Source organism: Bradyrhizobium sp. P5_C11_2, assembly GCF_054049755.1.
Genome location: NZ_JBFULT010000003.1, coordinates 18,097 through 42,336 on the forward strand (window position 1 = coordinate 18,097; position 24,240 = coordinate 42,336).

Below are 24,240 nucleotides of genomic sequence, written 5' to 3' on the forward strand. Positions count from 1 at the left end.
CGATCACACCGTCGTAATGCAGCCCATCCACTCCCGCCGCGTCGTGCATTCGATGAGCCGGCGCGGCCGCGACATGGCCGCGCCGATGCCGGGATCAGCGGAAATTGCCCTTGGTCTCGGGGATCACGATCGCCCCGATCAGGTAGACCACGAAGACGCCGACCGCGAAGTATGCCAGCGACATTGGAATCTCCGCGGGGCTCCCGCTCACCAGCGAGACGAAGGTCGGCATCATGCCGCCCAGCGCAAAGCCGATGTTCCAGGACAGGCCGGTGCCGCTTGCGCGCAGGGCGGTCGGGAAACGCTCGTTCAGGAAGATCAGCACCGGCGCATATCCGGCGTTGCCGATGAAGGCGATGGCGAACGCATAGAGCGTGATCTGCGTCGTGTCCTTGGTGGCCGCGAGGTTGAGATAGCACAGCGGCAGCAGCACCGCCGCCAGCACGCCGATGATGAGGAACGTCTTCTTGCGGCCGATCCAGTCGCTCAGCGCGCCGACCAGCACGGCCGAGAAGAACGCCGACACGCTCGCCCCCATCAGGATCAGCGACGAGGTCTGGTTCGGGACCGCGTTGATGACCTTGAGGAAGCTCGGCAGGTAGCCCGAGGTCAGATAGTAGCCGGCACCGCCGCCGAAGGTGATCAGCAGGTTGACCAGCAAGACGCCGCGATACTCGCCCGAAAAGACGTCCTTGACCGGCGCTTTCGACACCTTCGCCTGCTTGTTGCCCTGCTGGCGCTTCAGCTCCTTGAAATAGGGCGACTCCTCGAGGTTGCGGAAGATGAACCAGCCGAGCAGCGAGCTCAGCAGCCCCGAGAAGAACATGAAGCGCCAGCCCCACACCGCGAAGGCATCGCCCGGGAAGACCGACGACGTGATCAGGAAGACGACGGAGGCCAACAGCGCGCCGATGCCGGCACCGCCACCGCCGACCAGGCCGGACATCGCGCCGCGCCAATGCGCCGGCACCGACTCGGTGCCGATCGTGTGGGTGGAGGCCACGACGCCGCCGACGAATATGCCCTGCACGAGGCGCAGCAGCAGGAAAATGATCGGCGCGATTACGCCGACCTGGGCGATGGTCGGCAGCAGGCCGAACGCCGCCGTGCTGATGCCGACGCCGACGATGGCGATCAACATGGCCTGCTTGCGGCCGTGCACGTCGGCATAGTGCCCGAACACCGCCGAGCCGAGCGGCCGCATCAAGAGCGTCACGGCGAACGAGCCGTAGACCGCCGCCAGCGACAGCGCCGCATTGCTCGACGGAAAGAACAGYGCGCCGACGACCGGCGCCACGTAGAGCAGAATGAACAAATCAAACAGATCGAGCGCCCATCCCAGCACGGACGCGATGATCGCGTTGACCATTTGCTTGTTGTCGGCCGGCGCCTGTGCACCTGCGACCGGCATATCCATCTCAGCCATTTTTATCTTCCTCCCCCTTTTGAGTAGCGCCGCGGTTCGCGCAATTGCGAACCGCGGCAGTTGGTCGTGTCGCGTATCAGCGGCCGGCGAATTTCGGCGGGCGCTTGGCGTTGAAGGCCTCGACGCCTTCCTTGAAGTCGTCCGACTGGCGCAGACGGCTGTAGCAATGACCCTCCAGCTCGATCGCGATCGCGAGCGTCGAGTCCTCGGTGTCGTTCAGGAGCTTCTTGGCCGTGCGCTGCGCCAAGGGCGAGAAGGTGCGGAGCTCGTCGACGAGCTTGTCGGTGGCCGTCTCGAGCTCGGCATCCGGCACGCATTCGGTGGCAATGCCCCACTCCAGCGCCTGCTTGGCCGAGATGCGCTTGGAGCGCATCACGATGTCCTTGGTGCGGGTGATGCCGACCATCTTCTGCAAGCGTGCCGAACCGCCCGACCCCGGGATCTGGCCGAGCTTCTGCTCCGGCAGCGCGTATTGCGTGGTTTCCGACGCGATGCGGAAATCGCAGGCGAGCGACAATTCGAAGCCGACGCCGAAGCAATAGCCGCGGTTGGCGACGATCACCGGCTTGGCGCAGCGTGCGGGGGCTGCGATGTTCCAGGCGAGCTTGGAGACATGCTCGGGGCTCGCTTCCATGAAGCCGCCGATATTGCCGCCGCTGGAGAAGTGCTCGCCCTCGCCGCGCAGCACGATGACGCGGACGCGCGGGTCCTCGTCCAGCGTCTCGAAGGTCAGCCGGAGCTGGTCGCGCTGCGGCATCGCGACCACGTTGTAGGGCGGACGTCCCAGGATGATGTCGGCGCGCTCATGCGCCTCGTCGATCTCGACCTTGAACCCGTCGAGTTTTGCGAGTCGGGGATCGGTAAACGTATAGGCTGATGGCATTTTGGTTTCCTTCTGTTGGTGATTGATGATCAGGCGGCGTCCGACGGCGGCATGCGCTCGGCCTCGTATTCTCCGGCGACGAGCAGTCGCCGCAGCAGCTTGCCGACGGGCGATTTCGGGATCGCGTCAACGAACACGTAGCGGCGCGGCCGCTTGAAATTGGCGAGGCCCGAGGTGCGGCAGAACTGCTCGAGCTCGACCTCGGAGACTGGCTTGTTGCGCTTGACGAAGGCCGCGACGACCTTGCCCCACTTCTCATCAGTGACGCCGACCACCGCGACCTCGTCGACCGCGGGATGCAGCGACAGGCAGCTCTCGATCTCGACCGGCGAGACGTTCTCGCCGCCGGTGATGATCATGTCGTCGACGCGGCCGGTGACGAAGAGGTCGCCATCGGGATCGACGAAACCGGTATCGCCGGTGAAATACCAGCCCTCGCGCAGCGACTTGGCATCGGCCTCCGGGCGCCGCCAATAGCCTTCAAAGGCCTCGTCGCCGGCGAGTGTCGCGATGATCTCGCCCTCCTCGCCGACCGCGGCCAGGTCTGCGACCGAACGCGCTCCGATGCGCACGACCTTGACGTGCTGGTTAAGGCCCGCCTTGCCCGCCGAGCCGGGCTTGGCGGCGGCGTTCTGGTCGATCGTGAAGGTGTAGATCTCCGAGCTGCCGTAGTGATTGACGAACAGCTCCGGCCGGAAGGCCTGGTTCAGCTTCTTCAGGAGCCCGTCGGTCATCGACGCACCGGCAAAGCCGAGCTTGCGCACGCTCGACACGTCGGTTGCGGCAAACGCCTCGTGATGGACGAGGTCGTGATAGAGCGTCGGCACCAGATAGAGGTTGGTGATCCCCTCCTTCTCGATCAGCGCCAGCGCCTGGCGGCTGTCATAGCGCGGCAGACAAATGAAGCTGCCGCCGATCAGCGACATCGCCAGCAGCGAGCGCACCCCCATGGTGTGATAGAGCGGCATCACCCCGAGCGTGCGCTCACCACGGCCATAGAGGTTTTGCGCAACATGGGCGATCGCGGCCGCCCGTTCGGCGCGATGCCGCCGTGGTACGCCCTTCGGCCGCGAGGTGGTACCGGAGGTGTAGAGCATGATCGACCAGGAATCGGCGCCGACGCGCGGCTCGGCGTCGGGCGCGGTATCCCTGATCAGATCGGCGAAGCTGGTCGCCTCGCCGCTTCCGGGATCGACGGACACGCGCAGCAGCTTGCCGGCAAGCGCCGAGCCCTGCACCGCCTCGGCAGAGATGTCCTGATAGAAGACCGCGCAGGCCTCGGCATTCGCGATGCAATAATCGAGCTCGTCGGCCTTGGCGCGCCAGTTGATCGGTGTGATCACAAGCCCTGCGAACTGGCAGGCCCAATGCAGCGTCGCCGCCTCCCAGCGGTTTTGCAGCAGCGTGACGACGTGATCGCCGGGCTTGAGGCCGAGGCGGTCGAACGACGCCACCAGCGCGGAGATCTTCTCGTACCACTGCCGGTAGGTCAGGCGGAGATTGCCATCGACCAGTGCAACGGCATGGGGATCGCGCGCGGCGCTGGCCATGAAGCTGCTGGCGAGATCAAGCATCGGACGTCTCTTCTGTAGCTGAGGCAAGCTGGGCGGCGGCTTCGAGCGCCGCCTGGATGATCGGGGTGTAGCCGGTGCAGCGGCACAGATGCCCGCTGAGGAGATCGCGGATCTCCGCTTCGGTCGGCGCCGGGTTGCGGCTGAGGTAGTGATCGAGCGACATCAAAATGCCGGCGGTGCAGAAGCCGCACTGGAGCGCATGATTGCGTCGGAAGGCGCGCTGCAGCACGCCGAGCCGGTCGGCGGACGGCGCGAGCCCTTCCACCGTCCTGATCTCGCAGCCATCGGCCTGCGCAGCGAGCGTGAGGCAGGACCGGGTCAGCATGCCGTCGACGACCACGGTGCAGGCGCCGCACACGCCGTGCTCGCAGCCGACATGGGTGCCGGTCGCGCCCAATTGATGGCGCAGGAAATCGGACAGCAGCATGCGCGGCTCGGCTTCGGCTTCGACGGCCTTGCCGTTGAGCGTGAAGCGGACGGGATGGCGGCTGTCGGCCTTGAGACGGGTCATTGTAGCACCTCGCCGATCAGGTCACGGCCGATCATGCGCACGAGATCGCGACGGTAGCGTGCGGTGGCGTGGACGTCGTCGCGCGCACCGAGCTCGTAGGCAAAGGCGTTGAGAGCATCGTCGAGCCCACTGCCGTCGAGCCGCGGCCAGTCGCGCGCGGTCGGGACGTCGGCGACGCCGCCGATGGCGAGGCGTATGCCCGATGGCGTTTTCATCGCCGCGCAGGCGACGATGGCGAAGTCGCCATGGCGGCGCGCGACCTCACGGAAGGCGAAGCGCGATCCCTTGATGACCGGCAGCGAGATGCCCTCGATCAGCTCATCGTCGGCGCGCGCGGTCAGCATCATGCCGGCGAAGAAGTCCTTGGCCGCGACGCGCCGCCGCCGCTTGGCGCTGCGCAGATGCACCTCGCCGCCGAGCGCGACCAGCGCGAGCGGCATCTCGGCGCTGGGATCGGCATGCGCGAGCGAGCCGCAGATGGTGCCGCGGCTGCGGGTCTGCATGTGCCCGACCCAGGGCAGCGCCAGCGCCACCAGCGGCAGCGCTTCGGCCAGATCGGGCCAGGCCAGCAAATCAGCCTGGCGCACGCCGGCGCCGACCACCACAGCGTCGTTCTGCTGCTCGATCTTGCGAAGCTCCTTGATCCGCATGATGTCGATCAGGAGCTTCGGCTTGGCGAGGCGCATGTTGAGCATCGCCATCAGCGACTGGCCGCCGGCGAGCACACGTGCATCGCCGCCCTCCTGCGCGAGCCCCTCGAGGACGTCGCCGACAGTTTCGGCGCGGAGATAGTCGAATGCGGCGGGCTTCATCGGCGCCCTCCGAACATGCCAGCGAGCTTTGCCAACAGCGCGAACAGCGAGAAACCGCCGCCCGACGCGCCCCCACCGCCGGCCTTGCGGGCCAGCGCCGTAAAGAACTGGCCGATGATCACCCGCGTCGCGCCGTCGAGCAGGCGGCCGCCGATGCTGGCGACCTTGCCGCCGATGGCGGCGTCGTAGCTGTAGGTCAGCTTTGTGCCACCGCTGCCGTCGGGCGCGAGCGTAATGCGTCCCTCGGCGCTGCCGAAGCCGAGTGCGCCGGTGGCCCCTCCGCGCAAGGTGACCGCGCGCGGCGGATCGAGATCGAACAGCTCGACATCGGCGCGATAGCGGCCGCTGACGGGGCCGATGCCGAGCGTCACGTCGGCGCGGAAATGAGTCTCGGACACCTTGTCGACGCGCTGGCAGCCGGGAATGACGGACTGAAGGGTCGCTGGATCGAGCAGCATCGCCCAGACCTGCTCGGGCGCGCCCTTCACCGAGGCCTGCCCCTCGCCGCGCAACCGCCGGTCGCCTTCCCGGGCAGGTGCTACGCTCGCACCGCCAGCAGGAGGCGGCGGCTCGGCGCCGCGCACCAATTCCGCAAGCCGTGCCGGGACCAGGGGCAACGTAACGTCGGCAACGCCGAGCGCATCCGCGACCGCGTTGGCGAGGCACACCGGCGTCGACATGCAATTGCCCTCGCCGACGCCTTTTGCACCCAGTGGCGTAAACGGCGACGGCGTTTCCATGTGGATGATCTGCGGCTCCGGCACCTCGGTGGTGGTCGGCAGCAGATAGTCGGCGAACGTTCCCGTGAGGAAGCTGCCGTCTCCGGCGTAGGCGTACTCCTCGTAGAGCGCGGCACCGAGCGCCTGGGCAAAGCCGCCGCGAATCTGGCCGTTCACCATGCCGGGATGCAGGATCGTGCCGCAATCATGCATGGTGACGTAGCGGTCGATCCGCGTCTCCAGCGTGGTGCGGTCGATCTCGACGCCGCAGAAGTCGAAGATGAAGCCGTGGCAGAGCGAGGAGTTGATGCGGTCCTCGTCATCGGGCGGCGTCAGCTCCGGCGGCGTCCAGAACATGGTCTCGCGAATGGTCTGCCCGGCATCGTCGGGCAACGAGCCGGGCGACCAATGGCTGAGGGCTGCGACGCGCGAGAACGCCATCCGGTTCTCCGGATTGTGCTTTGAGGCGACGAAGCCGCGCGTGAACACGATGTCGGCGGCCTCGACGTTCAACTGGCTGGCGGCGATGCGGGCGAGACGGCCGGCAACGCGCTCGGCTGCGAGCTTTGCCGTGCCGGCCACCGCTGCTGCGAAGCGGCTGGCATAATTGCCTGATGCGATCGACCACGCGTCCTTCGCCGTATCGATCTCGGTATTGACGCGGATGTCCTTGGGCTCCAGGCCAAACACGTCGGCAACGACCTGCGACAGCACGGTGCGATGGCCCTGCCCCTGCGGCACCGAGGCGACGTGAACGGTGACGCTGCCGACCGGATCGAGGCCGACGGTCGCGGTCGCCTGCGCGCCGTTCTTCGGCCCGGCCTTGCGGCGCTCGGCCGCCGTCAGCACGGTCGTGATGTAGCCCATGTTGGAGACGCTGGGCTCGACCACCGTGGTGAAGCCGATGCCGTAGAGACGCCCCTGTGCGCGTGCCTCATCGCGCCGCGCCTTGAGCTCGGCGAGCCTGCCCTGCTCGACCGCACGCGCGATCGCTTCCTGGTAGTTGCCGGAATCGAGCAGCGCGCCGGTCGCCGTGCGATAGGGAAAGGCGCCGGCATCGATCAGGTTGCGCCTGATGACATCGAGCGGGTCGAGACCGAGGCCGATCGCGATGCGCTGCACCAGCCGCTCCAGCGCGAAATAGACCTGCGGTCCGCCAAAGCCGCGGTTCAGGCCGGTCGGCGTCTTGTTGGTGACGACGACGCGGTTGCGGATCCTGACGTGCCGGATGTCATAGGCGCCCGTCATGTTGCCGTGCATGCGGTAGAGCGTCGCCGGCTCGGGCGCGCGCAGATGCGCGCCGCAATCCTCGACCTGGTCCCAGTCGAGCGCGAGGATTTTTCCGTCGGCCGCGACCGCCGCCGCCAAGGTCGTCGCGCGGTTGGTTGCCGACACCGATGCGGTGAGATGCTCGAGCCGGTCCTCGATCCACTTGACCGGCCGTCCCGTAACGCGGGCCGCAGCCGCGATCAGCACGATGTAGGGGAACACGCCCTGCTTGACGCCAAAGCTGCCGCCGGAATCCGGCGGCGTGCGCAACCGCAGCCGGTTGCCCGGCACTTTCAGCGCGCGCGCGATCACTGTGTGGATGCTGAATGGCCCCTGGAAATTCGCCAGAACCTCGAAGGCATCCTCGGCGGCATCATGCGAGGCGACGACGCCGTAGGTCTCGATCGGCGTGCAGGAATTGCGCGGGTAGCGGATGTCGATGGAGAAGCGATGCGGCGCATCCGCAAAGGCCCGCTCGGGATCGCCGTAACGGAATTTGCGCTCGCTGGCCAGATTGCCGGGAAAACCGTCGTGCAGGACAGGCGCATCCGGCGCGAGCGTCCCGAGCGGATCGACGACAGCGGCCCGTGGGCGATAGTCGACATTGATCAGCTCGGCCGCGTCCTCGGCGCGGGCACGGTCGGTTGCCACGACCACGGCGACGGGCTCGCCGACATAGCGCACGCGGTCGATCGCAATGGGCCAGCACTCGACCGGCGCCTTGACGCCGACGACGAGGCTCGTGGTGACGGCCTTGACCTGCTCGCCGGTCAGGACCGCCGCGATGCCCGGCAAGCGCCTGGCGGCTTCAACATCAATGGACAGAATATCGGCGTGCGCATGTGGCGAGCGCAGGATGGTCGCATGCAGCGTGCCGGGCTGGACGCCGAGATCGTCGATGAAGCGGCCGCGGCCGCTGAGCAGCGCGGCGTCCTCGACGCGCTCGATCGAACGCCCGACCCACCGCCTGTCGCCGCTCCCTTGCTGATCGCCTGAATTTGCGGACTTGACCGCAGCCTGCACCATGTCCCGGCATACCTCCCGACGCGTTCTTTGACGCGACGGTGACAGTTGTCAGGACAGGAGGTGCGCGGGCCATACCGCCCGCTCTCACGACTTACCAAATCGTCTCATTTGAGCGCCCGTGCGGCGCAATATCAGCCCGCGAGACGCGAGACGTTGCGAAACTCGCGCGGGCTGACGCCGGCATGATCACGGAAGAAGCGCGTGAAATGCGCCGGCTCCGGAAAGCCGAAGCGCTCGCTGAGCTCGCCGAGCGGCGTGTCCTCGCGCATCACCGCGTCCAGCGCACGCTCCATGCGCACGACGTTGAGATAGAGTTTTGGCGAGACGCCGAGCGAGGTCTCGAACAGACGGAAGAACTGCGCGCGCGACAGGCCGGCGCCCTTCGCGAACTGATCGACGCCGGCATAGGAATCCTGCACCCGCATCGCGTCCATTGCGCGCCGGATCCGCCAGTCGCAGCTCACCGCGCTCATGCCGCGGATCGAGGTCGGAAAGCTGCGCCAGGGCGTGAAGCGCTCGATCACCGCGATCATGAGGTCGGACAGCGTCTGCTCATGGGTCCGCACCGCGTCGGGATTCGCCATCATCTCGGCGGCGAGGTGCAGGGTGAGCTGACGGATGCGCGGCGACACCTCGCCCGACGGACGCTCGAAAAAGCCGGGCGCTCCGCTCGCAGCCCAGCCGGGCCGGAACTCCTTCAGCCATTCCGGCTCGATATAGAGCGCCATGATGAGCGTGCGCGGACGGTCGGCATCATGCACATAGGCGTGCGGCTTCCAGCCGTCGACGAGCACGGCGGCGGTGTCCGTCAGCGGCGTGACCTGGTCGCCGACCAAAAACTGCGTGTCGGCGCCCTCGACCTTGAGCAGGACATGGCAGTGATGATGAGCGTGGCGAACCAGCGAACGATCCATGTCGAGCAGAGCGACCCTGCCGAAAGCACCATGAGCGATGCGCAGGGCCGTCGACATCAGTTCCTCCCTCCCGGCATTGCGCCGCAAAATGATTGCCTTGTTGGCGCGGCACTATAAGCAGCACCCGCTACATATTCCAACGGCGCAAAGGGACGCAAGTTGCTTCCGGGCGGTAATCCGCTCATGCGCGCGTCTCCGCGAGAAGCCGCGCGACCGCAGCGCTCGGATCGGCCTGCAACGCCGTGGCGAGATCGACCTCGTCCTCGCCCTTGACGCGGATGCGCTTGAAGGCGAGCTCGGGCGCACTGACCGGGGCCGTCGCATCGAGCCCCATCTTGGCGCTGATGCCGTTGTCGGCGGTCGGATCGAGTTTCGAGCCGAGCGCGCCGGATACGACCATGAGATCCCTGTCGGCCTGGAAGCGCGTCGCCACCGCCCATTCGATCTCCTCGGACGAGGAGATGTCGACGTCCTTGTCCACCACGACCACCTGCTTGATGTCGTAATGGGCGCCGAAGGCGCACATCATGGCGTTCTTCGGCTCGCCATCATTGGTCTTGTCCATCTTGATCGCGAGATGGTAGCGGCAGGTGCCGCCGCGCGTCAGGCGAACGTCGAGCACGTTGGGGAAGCTGCGGCGCAGATGCTGGAGCAGCGTCGCCTCGCGCGGCACGCCGCCGAGGATCAGATGCTCGAAGCCGCCACCGACGATGGTGTGGAAGATCGGCTGCCTGCGATGCGTGATCGCATCGACCTCGATCACCTCACGGTTGGCGCGCGGACCGTAATACTGGGGAAATTCACCGAACGGACCCTCGGGCTCGCGCACGCCTTGCAAAATCCGTCCTTCGATGACGATTTCAGCGTAAGCGGGCACGCGGACCGAATTGGTCCGGCATTTGACGACGTCCACGGGAGCGCCGAGCAGCGCGCCGGCGATCGCCATCTCGTCCTCGTCGAGCGCGGCAATCGCCTGCGAGGCCAGCAGCAGGGCCGGATGCGCGCCGATGACGATCGCGATCTCCAATGCCTGGCCCATCTCCTCCGCGAAGCGATAGTAGGAGAACGTATGCCGCGGCAGCAGCAGGACGCCGATGCGGTTCTTGCTGCTGATCTGGCAGCGATGGATCGAGACGTTCTGCACGCCGGTCTTCGGGTTGCGGGCGATCAGCAGTCCGGCAGTGATGTAGGGCCCGCTGTCGCGCTCATTGTGCTTTGGCACAGGAAGCTGGTGGAGCAGATCGACGTCCTCGTGGACGACATCCTGCACCGGCCCGCTCGCCACCTCGTGGGTCGGCAACGGCGCATTTGCGGCAGCAAGAAACCGAGGCAGCAACTGATCCTCGCTCACGCCGATGGAGTCGGCGACCCAGTCGCGGCCGGCAAACAGGTTTGCGACGACGGGGATCTCGTGCCCGTCGGGACGCGGAAACAGCACCGCGCTGTCGCGCTCCAGCCGCTTGGCAATTGCGGCGAGCTCATCGGTCAGCGCTACGCCCTCGTGGGCAATCGCGAGCTTGCCGCGGTCGGCGAGCTCAGCGAGCCAGGCGCGCAGATCGGCGGGCGCGTTCGAGCCTTTCCTCGCAACATTTTCCATTCGCATATGACGGGTCTTTCCTTGGTGTGGTCAGGGCGCGATCTTGCGCAGCGACGGCGAGCGGCGCTTGAGCGCCTCGTCCTCGCCCCAACGGCGCACGATGCCGATATCGATGTCGAACAGGTCGAGCACGCGGCCGACGGTGTGGTCGACCATGTCGTCGAGGTTATCGGGCTTGGCATAGAAGGCCGGCACCGGCGGCGCGATGATCGCGCCCATCTCGGACAGTGCGGTCATGGTCCTGAGATGCCCGGTGTGCAGCGGGGTTTCGCGCACCATCAGCACCAGGCGCCGGCGTTCCTTGAGCACGACGTCGGCGGCGCGGGTCAAAAGTGTCGTGGTCACGCCCGAGGCGATCTCGGACATCGAGCGCATCGAGCACGGCGCCACGATCATGCCGGCGGTGCGGAACGACCCGCTCGAGATCGCAGCCGCCATGTCGTCGATCGGATGGCTAACATTGGCGAGCTCCCTCACCTCCGCGATCTTCAGGTCGGTCTCGTAGGCAAAAGTCTGCTCGGCCGTCTTCGACATCACCAGATGGGTCTCGACGCCGGCATTGCGCAGCAGTTGCAGCAGGCGCACGCCATAGGTGACGCCCGAGGCGCCGGAGATGCCGATGATCAGCCGCTTGGGTGGTGCGCCTTGCATGTTTCTGGTTTCGCTCCCTGGGTCCCGCGACCCGCGGGGCCACGTTAGTCCGCCGCAAAGACTAGGCACCGACACCCATCAACACAAATAATGATTGATTATATGATCGATCATCTGGAATGATGACCTGCGAGCAAGATCCGAACGAAGGACAGGTCCGTGGAACTCAGGCAGATGCAATATTTCCTGTGCCTGGCCGAGGAAAAGAACGTCACGCGGGCCGCCCGCCAGCTCAACATCGTGCAGCCGGCGCTGAGCATGCAGATCGCCAAGCTCGAGGCCGAGCTCGGCCAAAAACTGTTCGACCGCAGCGTCCAGGGCATGACGCTGACCAGCGCCGGCGAGGCGCTGGTGCGGCTGACGGCGCCGATCGTGCGCGACGCGGAGTATGCGCGGCAGGAGATGGCGCAGCTCGGCGGCCGCATTTCCGGCCGGGTCTCTGTCGGCCTCATCACATCCGTCGCGCAGAGCACCATGGCAAGCTCGTCGGCGACCGTCGCCAGCCGCTATCCCGAGATCACGCTGTCCGCCTGCGAGGGCTACACCGAGACGCTGGTCGACTGGGTCAACACCGGCCAGCTCGATTTCGCGCTGATCAACGTGCCGCGCCGGAAGACGCCACTGGCCGCGCATCACGTCATGGACGAGGAGATGGTGTTCGCCTGCCGGAAGGACAGCCCGCTCAGGCCGCCTGCAAAGCTGCGTTTCGACCACATCGCGAATTTCGACCTCGTGCTGCCCTCCAAGCGCCACGGCCTGCGGCTGATCCTCGACGAGCACGCCGCCGCCGTCGGCATCGACCTGCGGCCGCGGCTCGAGCTCGACACCCTCCCCGCGCTGTGTGACGTGATCGCGACCACCGATTTCGCAACCGTGCTGCCGACCATCGCTCTCCGGCAATCGCTCGCGAGCGGGGCCATCCGGGCCCATCGCTTCGACGAACAAAGGATCGTGCGCTCGATTGCCTGGGTCCATCACCCGCGGCGAACGGTGTCGGTCGCGGCGAAGGCCGTGCTCGACGTCATCAGCCACGACCTCGCGCAGGCCGCCGCCGTGGCAAAGGAGTTCGTGGAGCCCGGCTCCGGCGGCACAAGCTCGTCCTCTCGCAGGGAACGCCGAAAGCCGCGGAGGCGAACGACGTCCTAGTTAGAACCGATCGAGACTTGGGCGCCCTGCGTTGCAAGCGGCAATCGCGAGCCCGATATTGCCTGAACCAGCCAACCGCACCCGGACAGTCATCCGCCACCATGCCTTTCTTCCGGCTCACCGAAGACGATCTTCGTCCTGACGATACCGGGGATTTCGATCCCGAGAACGTGCCGCGCCCTGTCGCCGCCTTCGGCGGCCACATGGTCACGAAGGGCATGGAGCTGGCCATGCATGCGCATCGGAAGGACGAACTCGTCCTGACTTTGCGCGGCATCGTCAGATTTGAAACCGACCAGGGCGTCTGGATTGTACCACCGCGCTGTGCGCTGTGGATCCCCGGCCATGTTGCTCACAGCGTGACCGTCGCCGGGAATGTCGAGATCTACTGCCTGTTCGTCGAACCTGATGCGACGGCGGCGCGGCCCCGGCAATGTTGCTCGCTGTCGATCTCCCCCTTGCTGGAACGGTTGCTGGTGCATGCCACTCACATGCCGGTGCTCTACGACGTCGACGGCGCCGACGGCCGGATCGCCACAGTGTTGCTCGACCAGCTGTCGCTGGCGCCCGTCGAGGAGCTGCGCTTCCCGATGCCGGCTGACGCAAGGCTGCGCAGGATCGCCACCGCGATCATGGCCAATCCCTCCGACCGCGCGACGATCGACGATTGGGGCCAGCGCATCGCCGTTGCCCCCAGAACCCTCACCCGCATCCTGCAACGCGAGACCGGCATGAGTTTTGGCCGCTGGCGCCAGCAGCTCCACATCCTCATCGCGCTTCAGCGTCTCGACCAGGGCGCGTCGGTCCAGACTGTGGCACTCGATCTCGGCTATGAGGGCGCGAGCGCCTTCGTCACGATGTTCCGCAAGGCGCTGGGCAAGCCGCCGGCGCGGTATCTGGCGGAACGCCGTATCGGCGCATATTGACCGGAAATCGCAACGGATTGTCCCGTTCGCGGAATGCGGTCGGCGCGACGACTCCGTATCCAGGGCTCCGAAGCGCGCCGGCAGGCGCATGTTCAGGAGCCGGAAAACATGGATTCTCTCAGCAGCGGCCGCATCGCAGACGTTCTTCGTCGACTTCATCGGGAAGCGGAAGCCGCCGATGCACCGCTGATGCAGGCCCATACGAGCGAAGCGGCCGATCAGGAGCGGACGATCAGGCAGTTCATCGAAGCCGAGACCAGGGATCTGACCGGCGTCTATCGTGGGCTCGCCAGCAATTTCCTGAGCGTCTCGCCGGATTTCGGACGGTTTCTCTACATGTGCGCTCGTAGCTCCAAGGCCACGCGCATCGTCGAGTTCGGGTCTTCGATGGGGATTTCGGCCATCTACATGGCAGCGGCCCTGCGCGACATAGGCGGCGGCCGCCTGATCGGGACCGACCTTGAGCCCGGCAAGATCGAACGGGCGCGCGCGAACGTCGCCGCCGCGGGACTTGACGATCTGGTCGAGTTGCGGCTCGGCGACGCACGGCAAACGCTCAAATCCGATATCGGCGGCGGGATCGACATGGTGATGCTCGATGGCGCCTTCACGCTCTATCTCCCCATTCTCAAGCTGATCGAGCCGCAACTGAAGCCCGGCGCGATGATCGTCGGCGAGAATGCCTTCGCCGAAGGCGCGGGCTATCTCGACTACGTCCGCGATCCGCAGAACGGTTATCTCTCGTTGCCGCTGCCGTTCAATCCCGGGCGCGGCAACGAGCTCACGGTTCGGACCAGGTGATTGCTACGGCGCTGAAGCGTTAGCAACAGGAGCAAGAGCTTTGAACGAGCACGACCATCGGCCGCAAAATCCCGAGCCGTCACCTGCCGCGCAGGGCCGCGTCACGCGGATGTTACTCCGATGGCTGATGCGCCCCGCGCGCATTACCGCGGTCGAGACCCTCTCGCCGCCCTTTCGGCTCGTTGAGCTGGAAGGCGCAGCACTCAGGAATGTCGCCTGGACGGCCGGCCAGAAGATCCAGATCTCGATGGGCCAAGGCCTGAGCGCGCGCACCTACACGCCGATGTCGTGGGATGCTGACAAAGGCAGGACACGACTGCTCGCCTTCGCACATGGCGATGGCCCCGGCAGCCGATGGGCGAGCGATTTGCGCAAAGGCGATAGCTGTCAGTTCTTCGGCCCGCGCCGTTCGCTTGATCTTGCCGGCCTTGAGGCGCCCGTCGTCCTGTTCGGCGATGAGACCTCGTTTGGCCTTGCGGCGGCATTGCGCGACCGCCGGCAAGCCGGCGGTGCGCTCCACATGTTCGAAACCACGGATGTCGCGGAGTCGCGGCCGGTGCTGGAGGCTATCAAACTCGGCCAGGCGAGATTGATCGCACGTAGCGCCGGCGATGCCCATCTCGCCGCCGTCGAAACCGAGATGCTGYGTCTTGCCGCTAACGGAGCGCAGTTCGTTCTGACCGGCAAGGCAGCATCGATCCAGCGCGTCAGCCGCGCTTTGAAAGCCGCCGGCGTCGTAGCATCGCGGGTCAAGACCAAGGCCTATTGGGCAGAGGGCAAGACCGGACTGGATTAGGCTTCTGCTCGCTGCCCTCTCACTCGGACAAGATGTCGCGCCCACTGCAAAATGAGACGGGTTGGTAAGTTTTGAGACCAGCCGGCATGACGGTCGCATTCACGAGATAACTACGGTCCAGGCGCAGAAAATCGCGACCTGGCGCTCATTCCGGACGACTCTCGTCCCGGACGATCTCAGGGCTCGCAGACAAGACACAGTCGGGAGATTCAGTCCGAGATGGCAAGGTTCGGTCGCAGCAAGATCACGGACAGCACGGCGCGGCACGCTGAGGGGTTTCGCCCTGACCGCAGGTCTTTGCTGTCGCTMGGCGCAGGCGCGGCTCTCGCCGCCACCGGGCTGCTGCCTGCACAAGCGCAGGACTATCCCGCCCGCCCGGTCCAGGTGCTCGTGCCCTTTGCCGGCGGCAGCGCCAGCGACGTCATCACCCGCATCCTGCTCAACCGCATGTCCACATCACTTGGACAGGCCTTCGTGGTCGACAATCGCCCCGGCGCCGGCGGCAATATCGGCACCGCGGCCGCCGCGCATGCCGCAGCGGACGGCTACACGCTGCTGATGAGCACCTCCGGCCCGCTGGCCGCGAACAAGTCGCTCTACAAGGAGCTCCCCTACGATCCGCTGAAGGATCTCGCCCCGATCGGCCTGTTCGCGACGCTACCGAACGTCGTCGTGATCAATTCGAGGCTGCCGCCGAAATCGCTGCACGAGTTGATCGACTACGCCAAGGCGCATCCTCGGGAGCTGAACTACGGGACGGTCGGAGTGGGCTCGTCGCAGCATCTGGCGGCCGCCTATTTCGAGCAGCTCACGGGCACCGAGATCACGCACGTTCCCTACCGCAATATCGCCGCTTACACGCCGGACTTCATCGCGGGCCAGGTCCCGCTCGGCTTCCAGCTCCTGCCCAACGTCCTCGGCCTGATCAAAAGCGGCGATGCGCGTCCGCTCGCGGTCGCCAGCGACAAGCGCATGACCGCGCTGCCTGATGTGCCGACCGCGGCCGAGGCCGGCCTGAAGGATTACGAGAGCGCCGCGTGGCTCGCTTTGCTCGCGCCTGCGAGCACCGGCAAGGCCGTGATCGACAAGCTCTATGCGGCGATGGTGGAGGCCGTGAACGATCCGAAGGTGCGGACCCTCTTCGTCGAACAGGGCGCCGAGCCGCTGGTGATGGACCCTAAGGGCCTGACGGATTTCATGACCGCCGAGACCACGAAATGGGCTGGGATCATCAAGAAGATCGGCATCGAGCCGATGTGAGGATCACATCGAGCCAATGTGACGATCACACCAGGCTCGATTTGCCGCGGCTCAGCACTTCGCCCGCACCCTTGTCGCCGACGATCTTGCCCTGCTCGTACACCACCCGGCCCCGCGCGATGGTGGTGACGGGCCAGCCGGTGACATCGAACCCTTCCCACGGCGTATAGTCGGCGCCGTGATGCAGATCGGCCTGCTGGATCGGCTTCTTCAACTTGGGGTCCCACAACACGATATCGGCGTCGAAGCCGATGCCGATCGAGCCCTTGCGCGGATAAAGCCCATAGATCCGCGCATGGTTGGTCGAGGTCAGCTCGACGAATTTCTGGAGCGAGATCCTTCCCTTCGACACGCCCTCGGAGAACAGGATCGGCAGGCKCGTCTCGACACCGGGGATGCCGTTTGGCACCCAGCGGAACGAGGTGCGGGAATTCGGCGTCAGCTTGCCCTTGGGATCGTCATAGCGGAACGGGCAGTGGTCCGATGAAAAGGTCTGGAATACGCCGGTGGTGATGCCTTCCCAGATCGCCTGCTGGCTTTCGGCATCGCGCGGCGGCGGCGAGCAGACATATTTGGCGCCGCTGATATCCATGTTGAGGCCCTTCATGTCGTCGGCCGTCAGCGTGATGTATTGCGGACAGGTCTCCGCATGCACCGGCAATCCGCGCTGCTGGGCCCAACGCACCTGCTCCATCGCCTCGCGGCCGGAGACGTGCACGATCATGATGGGAACGCCGACGATCTCGGCATGGCTGATGGCGCGGTGCGTCGCCTCGCGCTCGACGGCCTGCGGCCGCGACACGCCGTGGTAGTACGGCGCGATGTGCCCCTCCCGCTCGAGCTTCGCGGTGAGATAGCGGATGGCGTCGTAGCCTTCGCAATGGACCATGACCAGCGCCTCCTCGCGGCGCGCCACCTCGAACACTTCGAGCAATTGCTTGTCGCTGAGCACGAGGTCGTCATAGGTCATGAACACCTTGAACGAGGTGTAGCCGTCCTTGACCAGCGCCGGCAGCTCCTGCCCGAGCACGACGGCGGTCGGGTCGGAGATGATGAGGTGGAAGGCGGTGTCGATGTAGCACTCGCCCTCGGCGAGCTTGCGATAGTTCTCGACGCAGGTCCGCAGCGAGGTGCCCTTCTCCTGGAGCGCAAAGGGCAGCACCATGGTGTTGCCGCCGGCGGCAGCAGAGCGGGTCGCCGAGGCGAAATCGTCGGCCATGACCACGTCGGGGCCGGAGGCTTGCGAGATGTGAACATGGCTGTCGATGCCGCCGGGCAGCGCCAGCAGACCCGTCGCGTCGATCTCGCGCGCCGCGCCTTCGATGCTGTCCGCGATGCTGACGATGCGGCCGTCGCGAATGCCGATATCGGCGCGAAACTCGTCACTGGCCGTCACGATGGTGCCGCCGCGAATGGCGAGATCGAGCTGCGTCACAGGAGTCTCCGTCACTTGATGACTGGCATTGTCTGGAATATCCGGCCCCATTCCGCAAGAGCCGCGATGTCTCCGCCAGCGAGGCTGAGGGTTCGCCACAGCGTGACCGCCACCGAATCGAGCACGGCGATATTCAGTTCTCGCTCCAGCGATGCCGCCAGCGCGGCCCCGTCGAGATTGGTGCAGAGGATGACGATCGCATCGGATCCTTCCGCCGCCACCGCGCGGATCATGCCGGCGATGATCGCCGGCGCAACCTCGCCGAAGGAGAAATTGTCGCGCAAGCCGAGATGCCGCTCGGCATGCAGGGCGATGCCCTCCTCGGCCCAGACATCCCCGATCCGCCGCTGCACGTCATCCGTATAGGGCGAGACCAGGCCGACCCGCTTGGCGCCGAGCGCGCGGGCGGCATCGATGCAGGCGAGCGTGGACGTCGTCGCGGGCGCGCCGGTGCGCTCCGTGATGGCCGCGCAAAGGCTCCTGTCGCGATCGACGCCGAGCCAGCTCGCGGATGTGCCGTTCCAGGCGATGGCGTCGACCTTGGCATCGGCCATCAGATCCGCCGCCGGCAGCATCACGGATGCGTCGAATTGATTGAGCGCCGCAGCGTCGAGCGCGATCTCGGTGACGCGGAAGCGCGAGAAATGCGCGGTGACGCCGTCGACACCAGCCAGCATGGCGCTGGTGACCGGCTCGAGCACCGAGTTGGAGGACGGCGTGATCATGCCGAGACGCTTGCGCATGGCCATATTCTACGACGCCTGCGCCAGGCGCGTCGACTCCTCCCGGATCAGAGCCAGGATGCGGCGCTTTGCGTCGTTGAATTCGGGGCTGGTGATATCCCGCGGGCGCGGCAGGTCGAAATTGACGGCCTCGCGGATCCGGCCCGGCCGCTTCGTCATCACCACGATCTTGTTGCCGAGCACCAGGGCCTCGTCGACGCTGTGGGTGACGAACACGATGGTGCAGCGGCGCTTCTGCCAGATCGCGACCAGTTCCTCCTGCATCTCGAGCTTGGTCTGCGCGTCCAGCGCCGCGAACGGCTCGTCCATCAGGATGACACTCGGATTCATCAGAAGTGCGCGGGCGATCCCGACCCGCTGGTTCATGCCGCCGGACAGTTCGGAGGGATGATGGTGCTCGAAGCCGCGCAGGCCGACGAGATCGATGAACTCCATGGCGCGGTGGTGCCGCTCCGCCTTGCCGACGCCCTTGAGCTTGAGATGGAAGGCGACGTTGTCGATCGCCGTCAGCCACGGCATCAGGGTCGGCTGCTGGAACACCACGCCGCGGTCCGAGCCGGGCCACTCCACCTGCTTGCCGTCGACCAACGTGCGGCCGGATGTCGCCTGCTCGAAGCCGGCGATGATGTTGAGCAGGGTCGACTTGCCGCAGCCGGACGGACCCAGCAGGCAGACGAAATCATTGGCCTCGATGTCGAGATTGATGTGGTCCAGCGTCAGGAGATCGCGGCCGCGCCGCTTGTCGGAAAACACCTTGACGATGTTGCGAAGCTCGATCGCTGCCATCAGCCGGCCCTGCCCTGCACGGTGGTCGACTGCTGCCAGCGCAGCGTGCGCGCCATGATCGCCTTGAGGCCGAGGTCGGAGAGATAGCCGAGCAGCCCGATCGAGATCATCGCAGCCAGCACGATGTCGTAGCGCAGGAAGTAATAGGAATCCCACAGCACGTAGCCGAGGCCGCTCTTGACCGCGACCATCTCGGCCGTGACCGTCAGCATCCAGGCCGAGCCGACCGCAATGCGCAGGCCCGCAAAGATCGAGGGCAATGCCGCCGGCAGCACGATGTCGGTCAGCATTTGCCGGCCGTTGGCACCCATCATCGCGCCGGCGCGCACCAGATTATGGTCCACGGTCTTGACGCCGTGAATGCTGTTCATCAGCACGGGAAAGAAGGCGCCGAGGAACACCAGGAAGATCGCCGGCTTGTCGGCAATGCCGAACCAGATGATTGCCAGCGGAATCCAGGACACCGGCGGAATCGGACGCAGCATCTGGAGCGTCGGCTCCAGCGTCTTCTCGAACAGGCGCRACCAGCCGATGGCGACACCGGCGAGGATGCCGAGCAGGCTTGCCAGCGCAAAGCCGCCGAAGACGCGCAAGGCGCTGGCGAGCGCGTCGCGCAGCCAGTGACCCGAATAGATCTGCGTGGTCTCGTCGAAGCCGAACACCCAGTCACCGAGCGCATGCAGCACCGCGCTCGGCGCCGGCAGCAGCGCCGGCGGCAGCATGCCGCTGCGGGCGAAGGCTTCCCAGCCCGCGATCAGCAGCGCGGGGACGACGACGCGTTCGAAACCCTGGAACGCCCGCGTCAGCCGAAACGCCGGCTTGGCCGGCGAGACGTCAATAGCCGAGGTCATTCTTGGATTTTCCCGTGGCCTGCTCCAGGAACGAATAGTCCATGTTCTTCTCCGCTTCCGCGGAGACGTCTTTTGAGATGTATTTGAGGTCGCGCATCATCGCCGCGATCGCGAGCGTTTGCGAACGATGGATCGCCGGATCCGGCGAGGCATTCTTCAGCGCCTCGGTCGCGACCGTCTTGTCGAGGCCGGTGAGCCTGTTGATGACGTCGATCCACGGCGCCTTGTCGGCGATCAGCTTGTTGTCGAGCTCGACCACCGCGGTGACCACGCTCTGGACGCCGGCGCGCTGGCCGGCAATCACGTCCGAACGGGTGACGATCAGATTGGTCAGGTTTCCAGCAGCCTGGTCATAGGGCAGCACGAAGTGCTTGCCGGTGCCGGCGAGCCTGATCTGCGAGGCGAACGGCTCCACAGAGCAGATCATGTCGACCTCGCCGCGCTGCAACGCCGCGAGATGGTCGGACGGATTGGGAATGTTGATGAACTGGACGTCCTTGTTGGGATCGACGCCCTGCTTCAGGAAGGCTCCGCGCATGTGGATGTCCTGCGCATTGCCGCGGGACGCCGCGACCTTCAGCGGCTGGCCGTCGCTCTTTGCTTTCGCAACGGTCGCCTTGAACGCGGCCCAGTCCTCGGGCGGAAGGTTCAGCTTCGCGGAGGAGAGACATTCCGAGCCGCCGTTGATCTGGCCCGACACCGCGACGACGTCGAAACCTTTGTCGAGCGCGGTGATGTAATGGAGGTAGGTGACCTGCGCCACGTCGATGCTCTTCGAGACCAGGGCGGTGAGGACGTCATTGCCCGAGTTGAAGCCGGTGGCCTCGACCTCGACGTTCTTGGCCATGCCCGGGATCAGCGACATCGGCAGGCAATGCGCGCATTTGGCAAAGCCAAGCTTGATCTTCGCGGTCTGTGCGGAGGCAAGATGGCTCGTGCCGAACATCGCCGCCACCAATACGAGGCCCAGTCGCAAACTCGTCCGCATCGCTTACTCCGTTTCGAAGGCGCGAGATCCCGCGCGTCGCGCAAGATCATCCGTCGCCCTTTGCCGCAGCGCAATCCGGTTTTTGCATGCTGCATACAATTTGCGCGTTGTGCCATTGTTTTCAGCTAGATGCGTCGGTATTTTGGGCAAGTCAAAGAGCCGGAAACGGCTAAGATAAACGTGAGCAGTGAGGCGCGCGTGCAGCAGAAGTCGGAAGCCCCGAAGGGACGAAAGTCGCCCAAACTCAAGCGGATGGGCCTGCATGAGCGCGCCGCCGCGCGGATGCGGACGATGATCATTCGCGGCGAGCTGCCGCCGGGATCCCAGACCCAGGAGACCAGGCTGTCGAAGTCGCTCGGCGTGTCGCGCACCCCGCTGCGTGAGGCGATGAAGGTGCTCGCGGCCGAAGGACTGATCGAGCTGCGCCCCAACCGCAGCCCGCGCATCGCCGATATCGCGGTCGACAGCATCTCGGAATTGTTCGAGGCGCTGGCCGGCATCGAGCGGCTTGCCGCCGAACTCGCCGCGGAGCGTGCGACCGAACGCGATCTCGCCCGCCTGCGCACACTTCAGACCCGCATGGAGGGTCACCACCGCAACGGCAAGCTCGACGACTATTTCGCCATCAACGGCGAGATCCACAGCATGATCGTCCGCATGGCCCGCAACACGCCGCTGCGGGAGGCGCACGAGACGCTGATCTCGCGCGCCGAACGTGCGCGCTACCTCGCGCTCGGCGCCGACCGGCGCTGGAGCAATTCGGTCGACGAGCATGCCGATATTCTGGCGGCGCTCGAAGCACGCGACAGCGAAACGGCCGGACGCCTGCTCGGCGCCCATGTTCGGCGCACCGGCACCGCCCTGCTCGAAGTTCTCGCCACCTCCAAGCCCAACCGGACGGCGGCGTGACCATGAAGCTGCTGCTGCTCAACCCCAATACCAGCGCCGAGGTCACCCGGCTGATGATGGATGTCGGGCAGCGCGCGGCCTCGCCCGGCACCGTGCTGCTCCCCTGCACCGCGTCCCGCGGCGTGCCCTACATCGCGACGCGGACCGAGGCGCAGATCGGCGGGGCGATCGCGCTCGAAATGCTGGCCGAGCGGCATCACGAGGTCGACGCCGCGATCATCGCGGCCTTCGGCGATCCCGGCCTGTTCGCCGCGCGGGAAACCTTCGACATTCCCGTGGTCGGCATGGCGGAGGCCGCGATGCTGACGGCCTGCATGGCCGGGCGCCGCTTCGCCATCGTCACGTTCGCGCAAGCCTTGGGGCCCTGGTACGAGGAATGCGTACGTGCGCACGGGCTGTGGGAGCGCTGCGCCGGCATCCGCATGCTCGATACGCCGTTCCAGGCGATCTCCGAAGTCGGCACCGAGAAGGAGGACGTGCTCGTCGCGCTTGCGCAGCGCGCGATCGTCGAGAACGAGGCCGACGTCCTGATCTTCGCCGGCGCGCCGCTCTCGGGCCTCGCAGAACGCGTGGCCGACCGGATCCCCGTCCCCGTCATCGACCAGGTCGTCGCCGCCGTGAAGCAGGCCGAAGCGCTGCTGGCGCTGCGGCTGCGCAAGGCGACGGCGGGCACGTTCCGCCGGCCCGCCGCCAAGCCCACCACAGGTCTCGCCGAGGCGCTCGCCGCCCGGCTCGAGCATCGCGACAGTTGATCAGGCAGGCGGCCGGCGATGCGAAAAACCCAATTCGTTTTCGATGGTGCGGCCAAAGGCAAACAAGCGGGATTCGCATCCCGGCGGCGCGATGATCTGGATGCCGAAGGGCAGCTCATTCACTCCCCGGCGCGCCGGCAAGGTCAGGACCGGACAACCGACCAGCGACACGATGAAGGTGACGGCGAGATAATCGATCGGCGTCTCCAACGTCACGCCATCGATGGCGGTGACATCGCTGACGGCGGTCGGCCACGGAAAGACGGACGCCGCCGGTGCAACCAGGAAGTCGGCGCGGGTGAACAGCTGACGAAAGCTGCGGTAGATCGCGGTGCGCCGGCGCTCTGCGTTCAGATAATCCTCCGCGGAGAGTTTTGCACCGGCCTCGATATTCCAGATCACGGTGGGCGTGAGCTCGTCGCGACGCGTCCGCAGCAACTCGCCATAGCCGTTGGCGATGTGCGCGGCGCGCAGCGTACGGAAGGTCTCGATTGCGCCGCTACAATCGGGCGACGACGGCACAAGATCGGCAATGCGCGCAAGCGCCTCGCAGGCGGAAGCAAAGCGCCCACGAACCTCGCGCGCAACCGGTGCAACGCCGAAATCGGGCGTGACGGCGATCCGGAGCCGTCCCGCGACCGGCCGATCATCATTGACGACGCCGATCGAGAGCGGATCGTTCGGATCGCCTCCCCCACAGACCGACAGCGCGAGCTCGAGATCATCGACACCGCGGGCAAGAAAACCGTGGGTGGCCAGCATGTCCCAGCCGAGCGGGCGGCGCGGCGACGGAATGCGGCCGGGCGTCGGCCGGATCGAGGCGACATCGCAGAAGCTGGCGGGCGTCCGCACGGAGCCGCCGAAATCGGTGCCATGCGCCAGCGGCACCATGCCGGCCGCGACCGCAACGGCGGAGCCGCCGGACGAGCCGCCGGAGGTCAGCGCGGGAGCGAAGGGATTGCGCGTCGGCCCGCACAATCTGTTGGTGCAGACCGCACCGAAGCCGAACTCCGGCGTGTTGGTCTTTCCCAGAATGATCGCGCCGGCGCGCCGCAGCCGCGCGACCACGAGATCGTCCTCGGCCGGCACGTGATCGCGAAACAGCACCGATCCGTAGGTGGTCGCAAGTCCCGCGGTGTCGGTGAGGTCCTTGATCGCGACGGGCACGCCGTGCAGCGGGCCGATCGGCGCAGGCGCGGCATCGCAGATCTGCGCGGCGCGGCGGGCGCCCTCCGCGTCGACCGTGACGAACGCCGCCAATTGCTCGTTCAAATCCGCGATCCGTTCGAGATGCGCCTCGACGACGTCACGCGAGGACAGCTTGCCGCCGGCAATGGCGCGCGCAAGAGTTGTGGCCGTGAGGTTGCAAACCGATGGATCCGATGTCATCGGGCCACAATGCCAAAACTCGCTTCGAAAAGCGACCGGCGCGGGCACGAGACTTGCTTTCTCCCTTGGGGCAACG

22 protein-coding genes are annotated in these 24,240 nt (G+C 66.2%); 7 read left to right on the plus strand and 15 right to left on the minus strand.

Annotation, left to right across the window (positions count from 1 at the left end; genetic code table 11):
* Positions 1–94: 94 nt before the first annotated feature.
* The 9 genes from ACXJL8_RS00660 to ACXJL8_RS00700 all read right to left on the minus strand — a co-directional run bounded on the left by ACXJL8_RS00660 (position 95) and on the right by ACXJL8_RS00700 (position 11,382).
* Positions 95–1,426 carry an MFS transporter gene (locus tag ACXJL8_RS00660; RefSeq protein WP_456617720.1) on the minus strand — a complete coding sequence of 444 codons (1,332 nt, stop codon included), beginning with the start codon at positions 1,424–1,426 and terminating at the stop codon, positions 95–97.
* A 76-nt stretch (positions 1,427–1,502) separates the two neighbouring features.
* Complete coding sequence (locus tag ACXJL8_RS00665; RefSeq protein WP_456617721.1) at positions 1,503–2,309, minus strand: enoyl-CoA hydratase/isomerase family protein; 807 nt, start codon at positions 2,307–2,309, stop codon at positions 1,503–1,505.
* A gap of 29 nt (positions 2,310–2,338) precedes the next feature.
* Positions 2,339–3,883 (minus strand): AMP-binding protein, encoded by a 1,545-nt coding sequence (locus ACXJL8_RS00670; protein ID WP_456617722.1) that lies wholly within the window; start codon positions 3,881–3,883, stop codon positions 2,339–2,341.
* Positions 3,876–4,394: a (2Fe-2S)-binding protein gene (locus ACXJL8_RS00675; protein WP_456617723.1), complete on the minus strand. Its 519-nt coding sequence runs from the start codon at positions 4,392–4,394 to the stop codon at positions 3,876–3,878. The genes ACXJL8_RS00670 and ACXJL8_RS00675 overlap by 8 nt, the downstream gene beginning before the upstream one ends.
* A complete protein-coding gene (locus ACXJL8_RS00680; RefSeq protein WP_456617724.1) occupies positions 4,391–5,206 on the minus strand; it encodes an FAD binding domain-containing protein in 816 nt (271 codons plus the stop codon). The genes ACXJL8_RS00675 and ACXJL8_RS00680 overlap by 4 nt, the downstream gene beginning before the upstream one ends.
* Complete coding sequence (locus ACXJL8_RS00685) at positions 5,203–8,220, minus strand: xanthine dehydrogenase family protein molybdopterin-binding subunit (RefSeq protein WP_456617725.1); 3,018 nt, start codon at positions 8,218–8,220, stop codon at positions 5,203–5,205. The genes ACXJL8_RS00680 and ACXJL8_RS00685 overlap by 4 nt, the downstream gene beginning before the upstream one ends.
* 131 nt (positions 8,221–8,351) lie before the next feature.
* A complete protein-coding gene (locus tag ACXJL8_RS00690) occupies positions 8,352–9,191 on the minus strand; it encodes a helix-turn-helix transcriptional regulator (RefSeq protein ID WP_456617726.1) in 840 nt (279 codons plus the stop codon).
* Positions 9,192–9,315: 124 nt separating this feature from the next.
* On the minus strand, positions 9,316–10,737 hold the full coding sequence (locus ACXJL8_RS00695; RefSeq protein WP_456617727.1) for a UbiD family decarboxylase: 1,422 nt from the start codon (positions 10,735–10,737) through the stop codon (positions 9,316–9,318).
* Positions 10,738–10,761: 24 nt separating this feature from the next.
* The gene (locus ACXJL8_RS00700; RefSeq protein WP_456617728.1) at positions 10,762–11,382 is read right to left on the minus strand and encodes a UbiX family flavin prenyltransferase; all 621 of its coding nucleotides are present in this window, start codon (positions 11,380–11,382) and stop codon (positions 10,762–10,764) included.
* A 174-nt stretch (positions 11,383–11,556) separates the two neighbouring features.
* Here ACXJL8_RS00700 and ACXJL8_RS00705 point away from each other — a divergent pair, with 174 nt between their 5' ends.
* The 5 genes from ACXJL8_RS00705 to ACXJL8_RS00725 all read left to right on the plus strand — a co-directional run bounded on the left by ACXJL8_RS00705 (position 11,557) and on the right by ACXJL8_RS00725 (position 16,311).
* The gene (locus ACXJL8_RS00705; RefSeq protein WP_456617828.1) at positions 11,557–12,528 is read left to right on the plus strand and encodes a LysR family transcriptional regulator; all 972 of its coding nucleotides are present in this window, start codon (positions 11,557–11,559) and stop codon (positions 12,526–12,528) included.
* Between the two features lie 101 nt (positions 12,529–12,629).
* On the plus strand, positions 12,630–13,454 hold the full coding sequence (locus tag ACXJL8_RS00710) for an AraC family transcriptional regulator (RefSeq protein ID WP_456617729.1): 825 nt from the start codon (positions 12,630–12,632) through the stop codon (positions 13,452–13,454).
* Positions 13,455–13,562: 108 nt separating this feature from the next.
* The gene (locus ACXJL8_RS00715; protein WP_456617730.1) at positions 13,563–14,255 is read left to right on the plus strand and encodes an O-methyltransferase; all 693 of its coding nucleotides are present in this window, start codon (positions 13,563–13,565) and stop codon (positions 14,253–14,255) included.
* A gap of 40 nt (positions 14,256–14,295) precedes the next feature.
* Complete coding sequence (locus ACXJL8_RS00720; RefSeq protein ID WP_456684471.1) at positions 14,296–15,051, plus strand: siderophore-interacting protein; 756 nt, start codon at positions 14,296–14,298, stop codon at positions 15,049–15,051.
* Between the two features lie 219 nt (positions 15,052–15,270).
* Positions 15,271–16,311, plus strand: coding sequence for a Bug family tripartite tricarboxylate transporter substrate binding protein (locus ACXJL8_RS00725; RefSeq protein ID WP_456617732.1), 1,041 nt, complete (start codon positions 15,271–15,273; stop codon positions 16,309–16,311).
* A 25-nt stretch (positions 16,312–16,336) separates the two neighbouring features.
* Here the strand turns inward: ACXJL8_RS00725 and hydA are convergent, their stop codons facing one another.
* From hydA to ACXJL8_RS00750, 5 genes are read right to left on the minus strand one after another with little or no spacing between them, the layout of a single operon-like run.
* The gene (gene hydA / locus ACXJL8_RS00730) at positions 16,337–17,797 is read right to left on the minus strand and encodes a dihydropyrimidinase (RefSeq protein ID WP_456684472.1); all 1,461 of its coding nucleotides are present in this window, start codon (positions 17,795–17,797) and stop codon (positions 16,337–16,339) included.
* Complete coding sequence (locus ACXJL8_RS00735) at positions 17,758–18,495, minus strand: maleate cis-trans isomerase family protein (RefSeq protein WP_456617734.1); 738 nt, start codon at positions 18,493–18,495, stop codon at positions 17,758–17,760. Before ACXJL8_RS00735 ends, hydA begins: the two co-directional genes overlap by 40 nt.
* Before the next feature lie 3 nt (positions 18,496–18,498).
* Entirely contained in the window at positions 18,499–19,275 is a 777-nt protein-coding gene (locus ACXJL8_RS00740) for an ABC transporter ATP-binding protein (RefSeq protein WP_456617735.1), read from the minus strand.
* Positions 19,275–20,126 (minus strand): ABC transporter permease, encoded by an 852-nt coding sequence (locus ACXJL8_RS00745; RefSeq protein ID WP_456684473.1) that lies wholly within the window; start codon positions 20,124–20,126, stop codon positions 19,275–19,277. The genes ACXJL8_RS00740 and ACXJL8_RS00745 overlap by 1 nt, the downstream gene beginning before the upstream one ends.
* Entirely contained in the window at positions 20,110–21,114 is a 1,005-nt protein-coding gene (locus ACXJL8_RS00750) for an ABC transporter substrate-binding protein (RefSeq protein ID WP_456617737.1), read from the minus strand. Before ACXJL8_RS00750 ends, ACXJL8_RS00745 begins: the two co-directional genes overlap by 17 nt.
* A gap of 198 nt (positions 21,115–21,312) precedes the next feature.
* On the opposite strand from ACXJL8_RS00750, the gene ACXJL8_RS00755 reads away from it, so the two are divergent.
* Positions 21,313–22,023, plus strand: a complete 711-nt coding sequence (locus ACXJL8_RS00755; protein WP_456617829.1) for a GntR family transcriptional regulator — start codon at positions 21,313–21,315, stop codon at positions 22,021–22,023.
* A 2-nt stretch (positions 22,024–22,025) separates the two neighbouring features.
* On the plus strand, positions 22,026–22,775 hold the full coding sequence (locus ACXJL8_RS00760; protein ID WP_456617830.1) for an aspartate/glutamate racemase family protein: 750 nt from the start codon (positions 22,026–22,028) through the stop codon (positions 22,773–22,775).
* Here ACXJL8_RS00760 and ACXJL8_RS00765 read toward each other — a convergent pair whose 3' ends face one another.
* Positions 22,776–24,164, minus strand: a complete 1,389-nt coding sequence (locus tag ACXJL8_RS00765) for an amidase (protein WP_456617738.1) — start codon at positions 24,162–24,164, stop codon at positions 22,776–22,778.
* Positions 24,165–24,240 lie beyond the last annotated feature (76 nt).

What these genes read in the sequence shown, in the direction of transcription:
- ACXJL8_RS00670 (WP_456617722.1), bottom strand. Translation starts at nt 3,883, where the DNA reads ATGCTTGATCTCGCCAGCAGCTTCATGGCCAGCGCCGCGCGCGATCCC.
- ACXJL8_RS00665 (WP_456617721.1), bottom strand. Translation starts at nt 2,309, where the DNA reads ATGCCATCAGCCTATACGTTTACCGATCCCCGACTCGCAAAACTCGAC.
- ACXJL8_RS00695 (WP_456617727.1), bottom strand. Translation starts at nt 10,737, where the DNA reads ATGCGAATGGAAAATGTTGCGAGGAAAGGCTCGAACGCGCCCGCCGAT.
- ACXJL8_RS00740 (WP_456617735.1), bottom strand. Translation starts at nt 19,275, where the DNA reads ATGGCAGCGATCGAGCTTCGCAACATCGTCAAGGTGTTTTCCGACAAG.
- ACXJL8_RS00750 (WP_456617737.1), bottom strand. Translation starts at nt 21,114, where the DNA reads ATGCGGACGAGTTTGCGACTGGGCCTCGTATTGGTGGCGGCGATGTTC.
- ACXJL8_RS00760 (WP_456617830.1), top strand. Translation starts at nt 22,026, where the DNA reads ATGAAGCTGCTGCTGCTCAACCCCAATACCAGCGCCGAGGTCACCCGG.
- ACXJL8_RS00700 (WP_456617728.1), bottom strand. Translation starts at nt 11,382, where the DNA reads ATGCAAGGCGCACCACCCAAGCGGCTGATCATCGGCATCTCCGGCGCC.
- ACXJL8_RS00715 (WP_456617730.1), top strand. Translation starts at nt 13,563, where the DNA reads ATGGATTCTCTCAGCAGCGGCCGCATCGCAGACGTTCTTCGTCGACTT.
- ACXJL8_RS00690 (WP_456617726.1), bottom strand. Translation starts at nt 9,191, where the DNA reads ATGTCGACGGCCCTGCGCATCGCTCATGGTGCTTTCGGCAGGGTCGCT.
- ACXJL8_RS00765 (WP_456617738.1), bottom strand. Translation starts at nt 24,164, where the DNA reads ATGACATCGGATCCATCGGTTTGCAACCTCACGGCCACAACTCTTGCG.
- ACXJL8_RS00735 (WP_456617734.1), bottom strand. Translation starts at nt 18,495, where the DNA reads ATGGCCATGCGCAAGCGTCTCGGCATGATCACGCCGTCCTCCAACTCG.
- ACXJL8_RS00680 (WP_456617724.1), bottom strand. Translation starts at nt 5,206, where the DNA reads ATGAAGCCCGCCGCATTCGACTATCTCCGCGCCGAAACTGTCGGCGAC.
- ACXJL8_RS00675 (WP_456617723.1), bottom strand. Translation starts at nt 4,394, where the DNA reads ATGACCCGTCTCAAGGCCGACAGCCGCCATCCCGTCCGCTTCACGCTC.
- ACXJL8_RS00705 (WP_456617828.1), top strand. Translation starts at nt 11,557, where the DNA reads ATGCAATATTTCCTGTGCCTGGCCGAGGAAAAGAACGTCACGCGGGCC.
- ACXJL8_RS00710 (WP_456617729.1), top strand. Translation starts at nt 12,630, where the DNA reads ATGCCTTTCTTCCGGCTCACCGAAGACGATCTTCGTCCTGACGATACC.
- ACXJL8_RS00685 (WP_456617725.1), bottom strand. Translation starts at nt 8,220, where the DNA reads ATGGTGCAGGCTGCGGTCAAGTCCGCAAATTCAGGCGATCAGCAAGGG.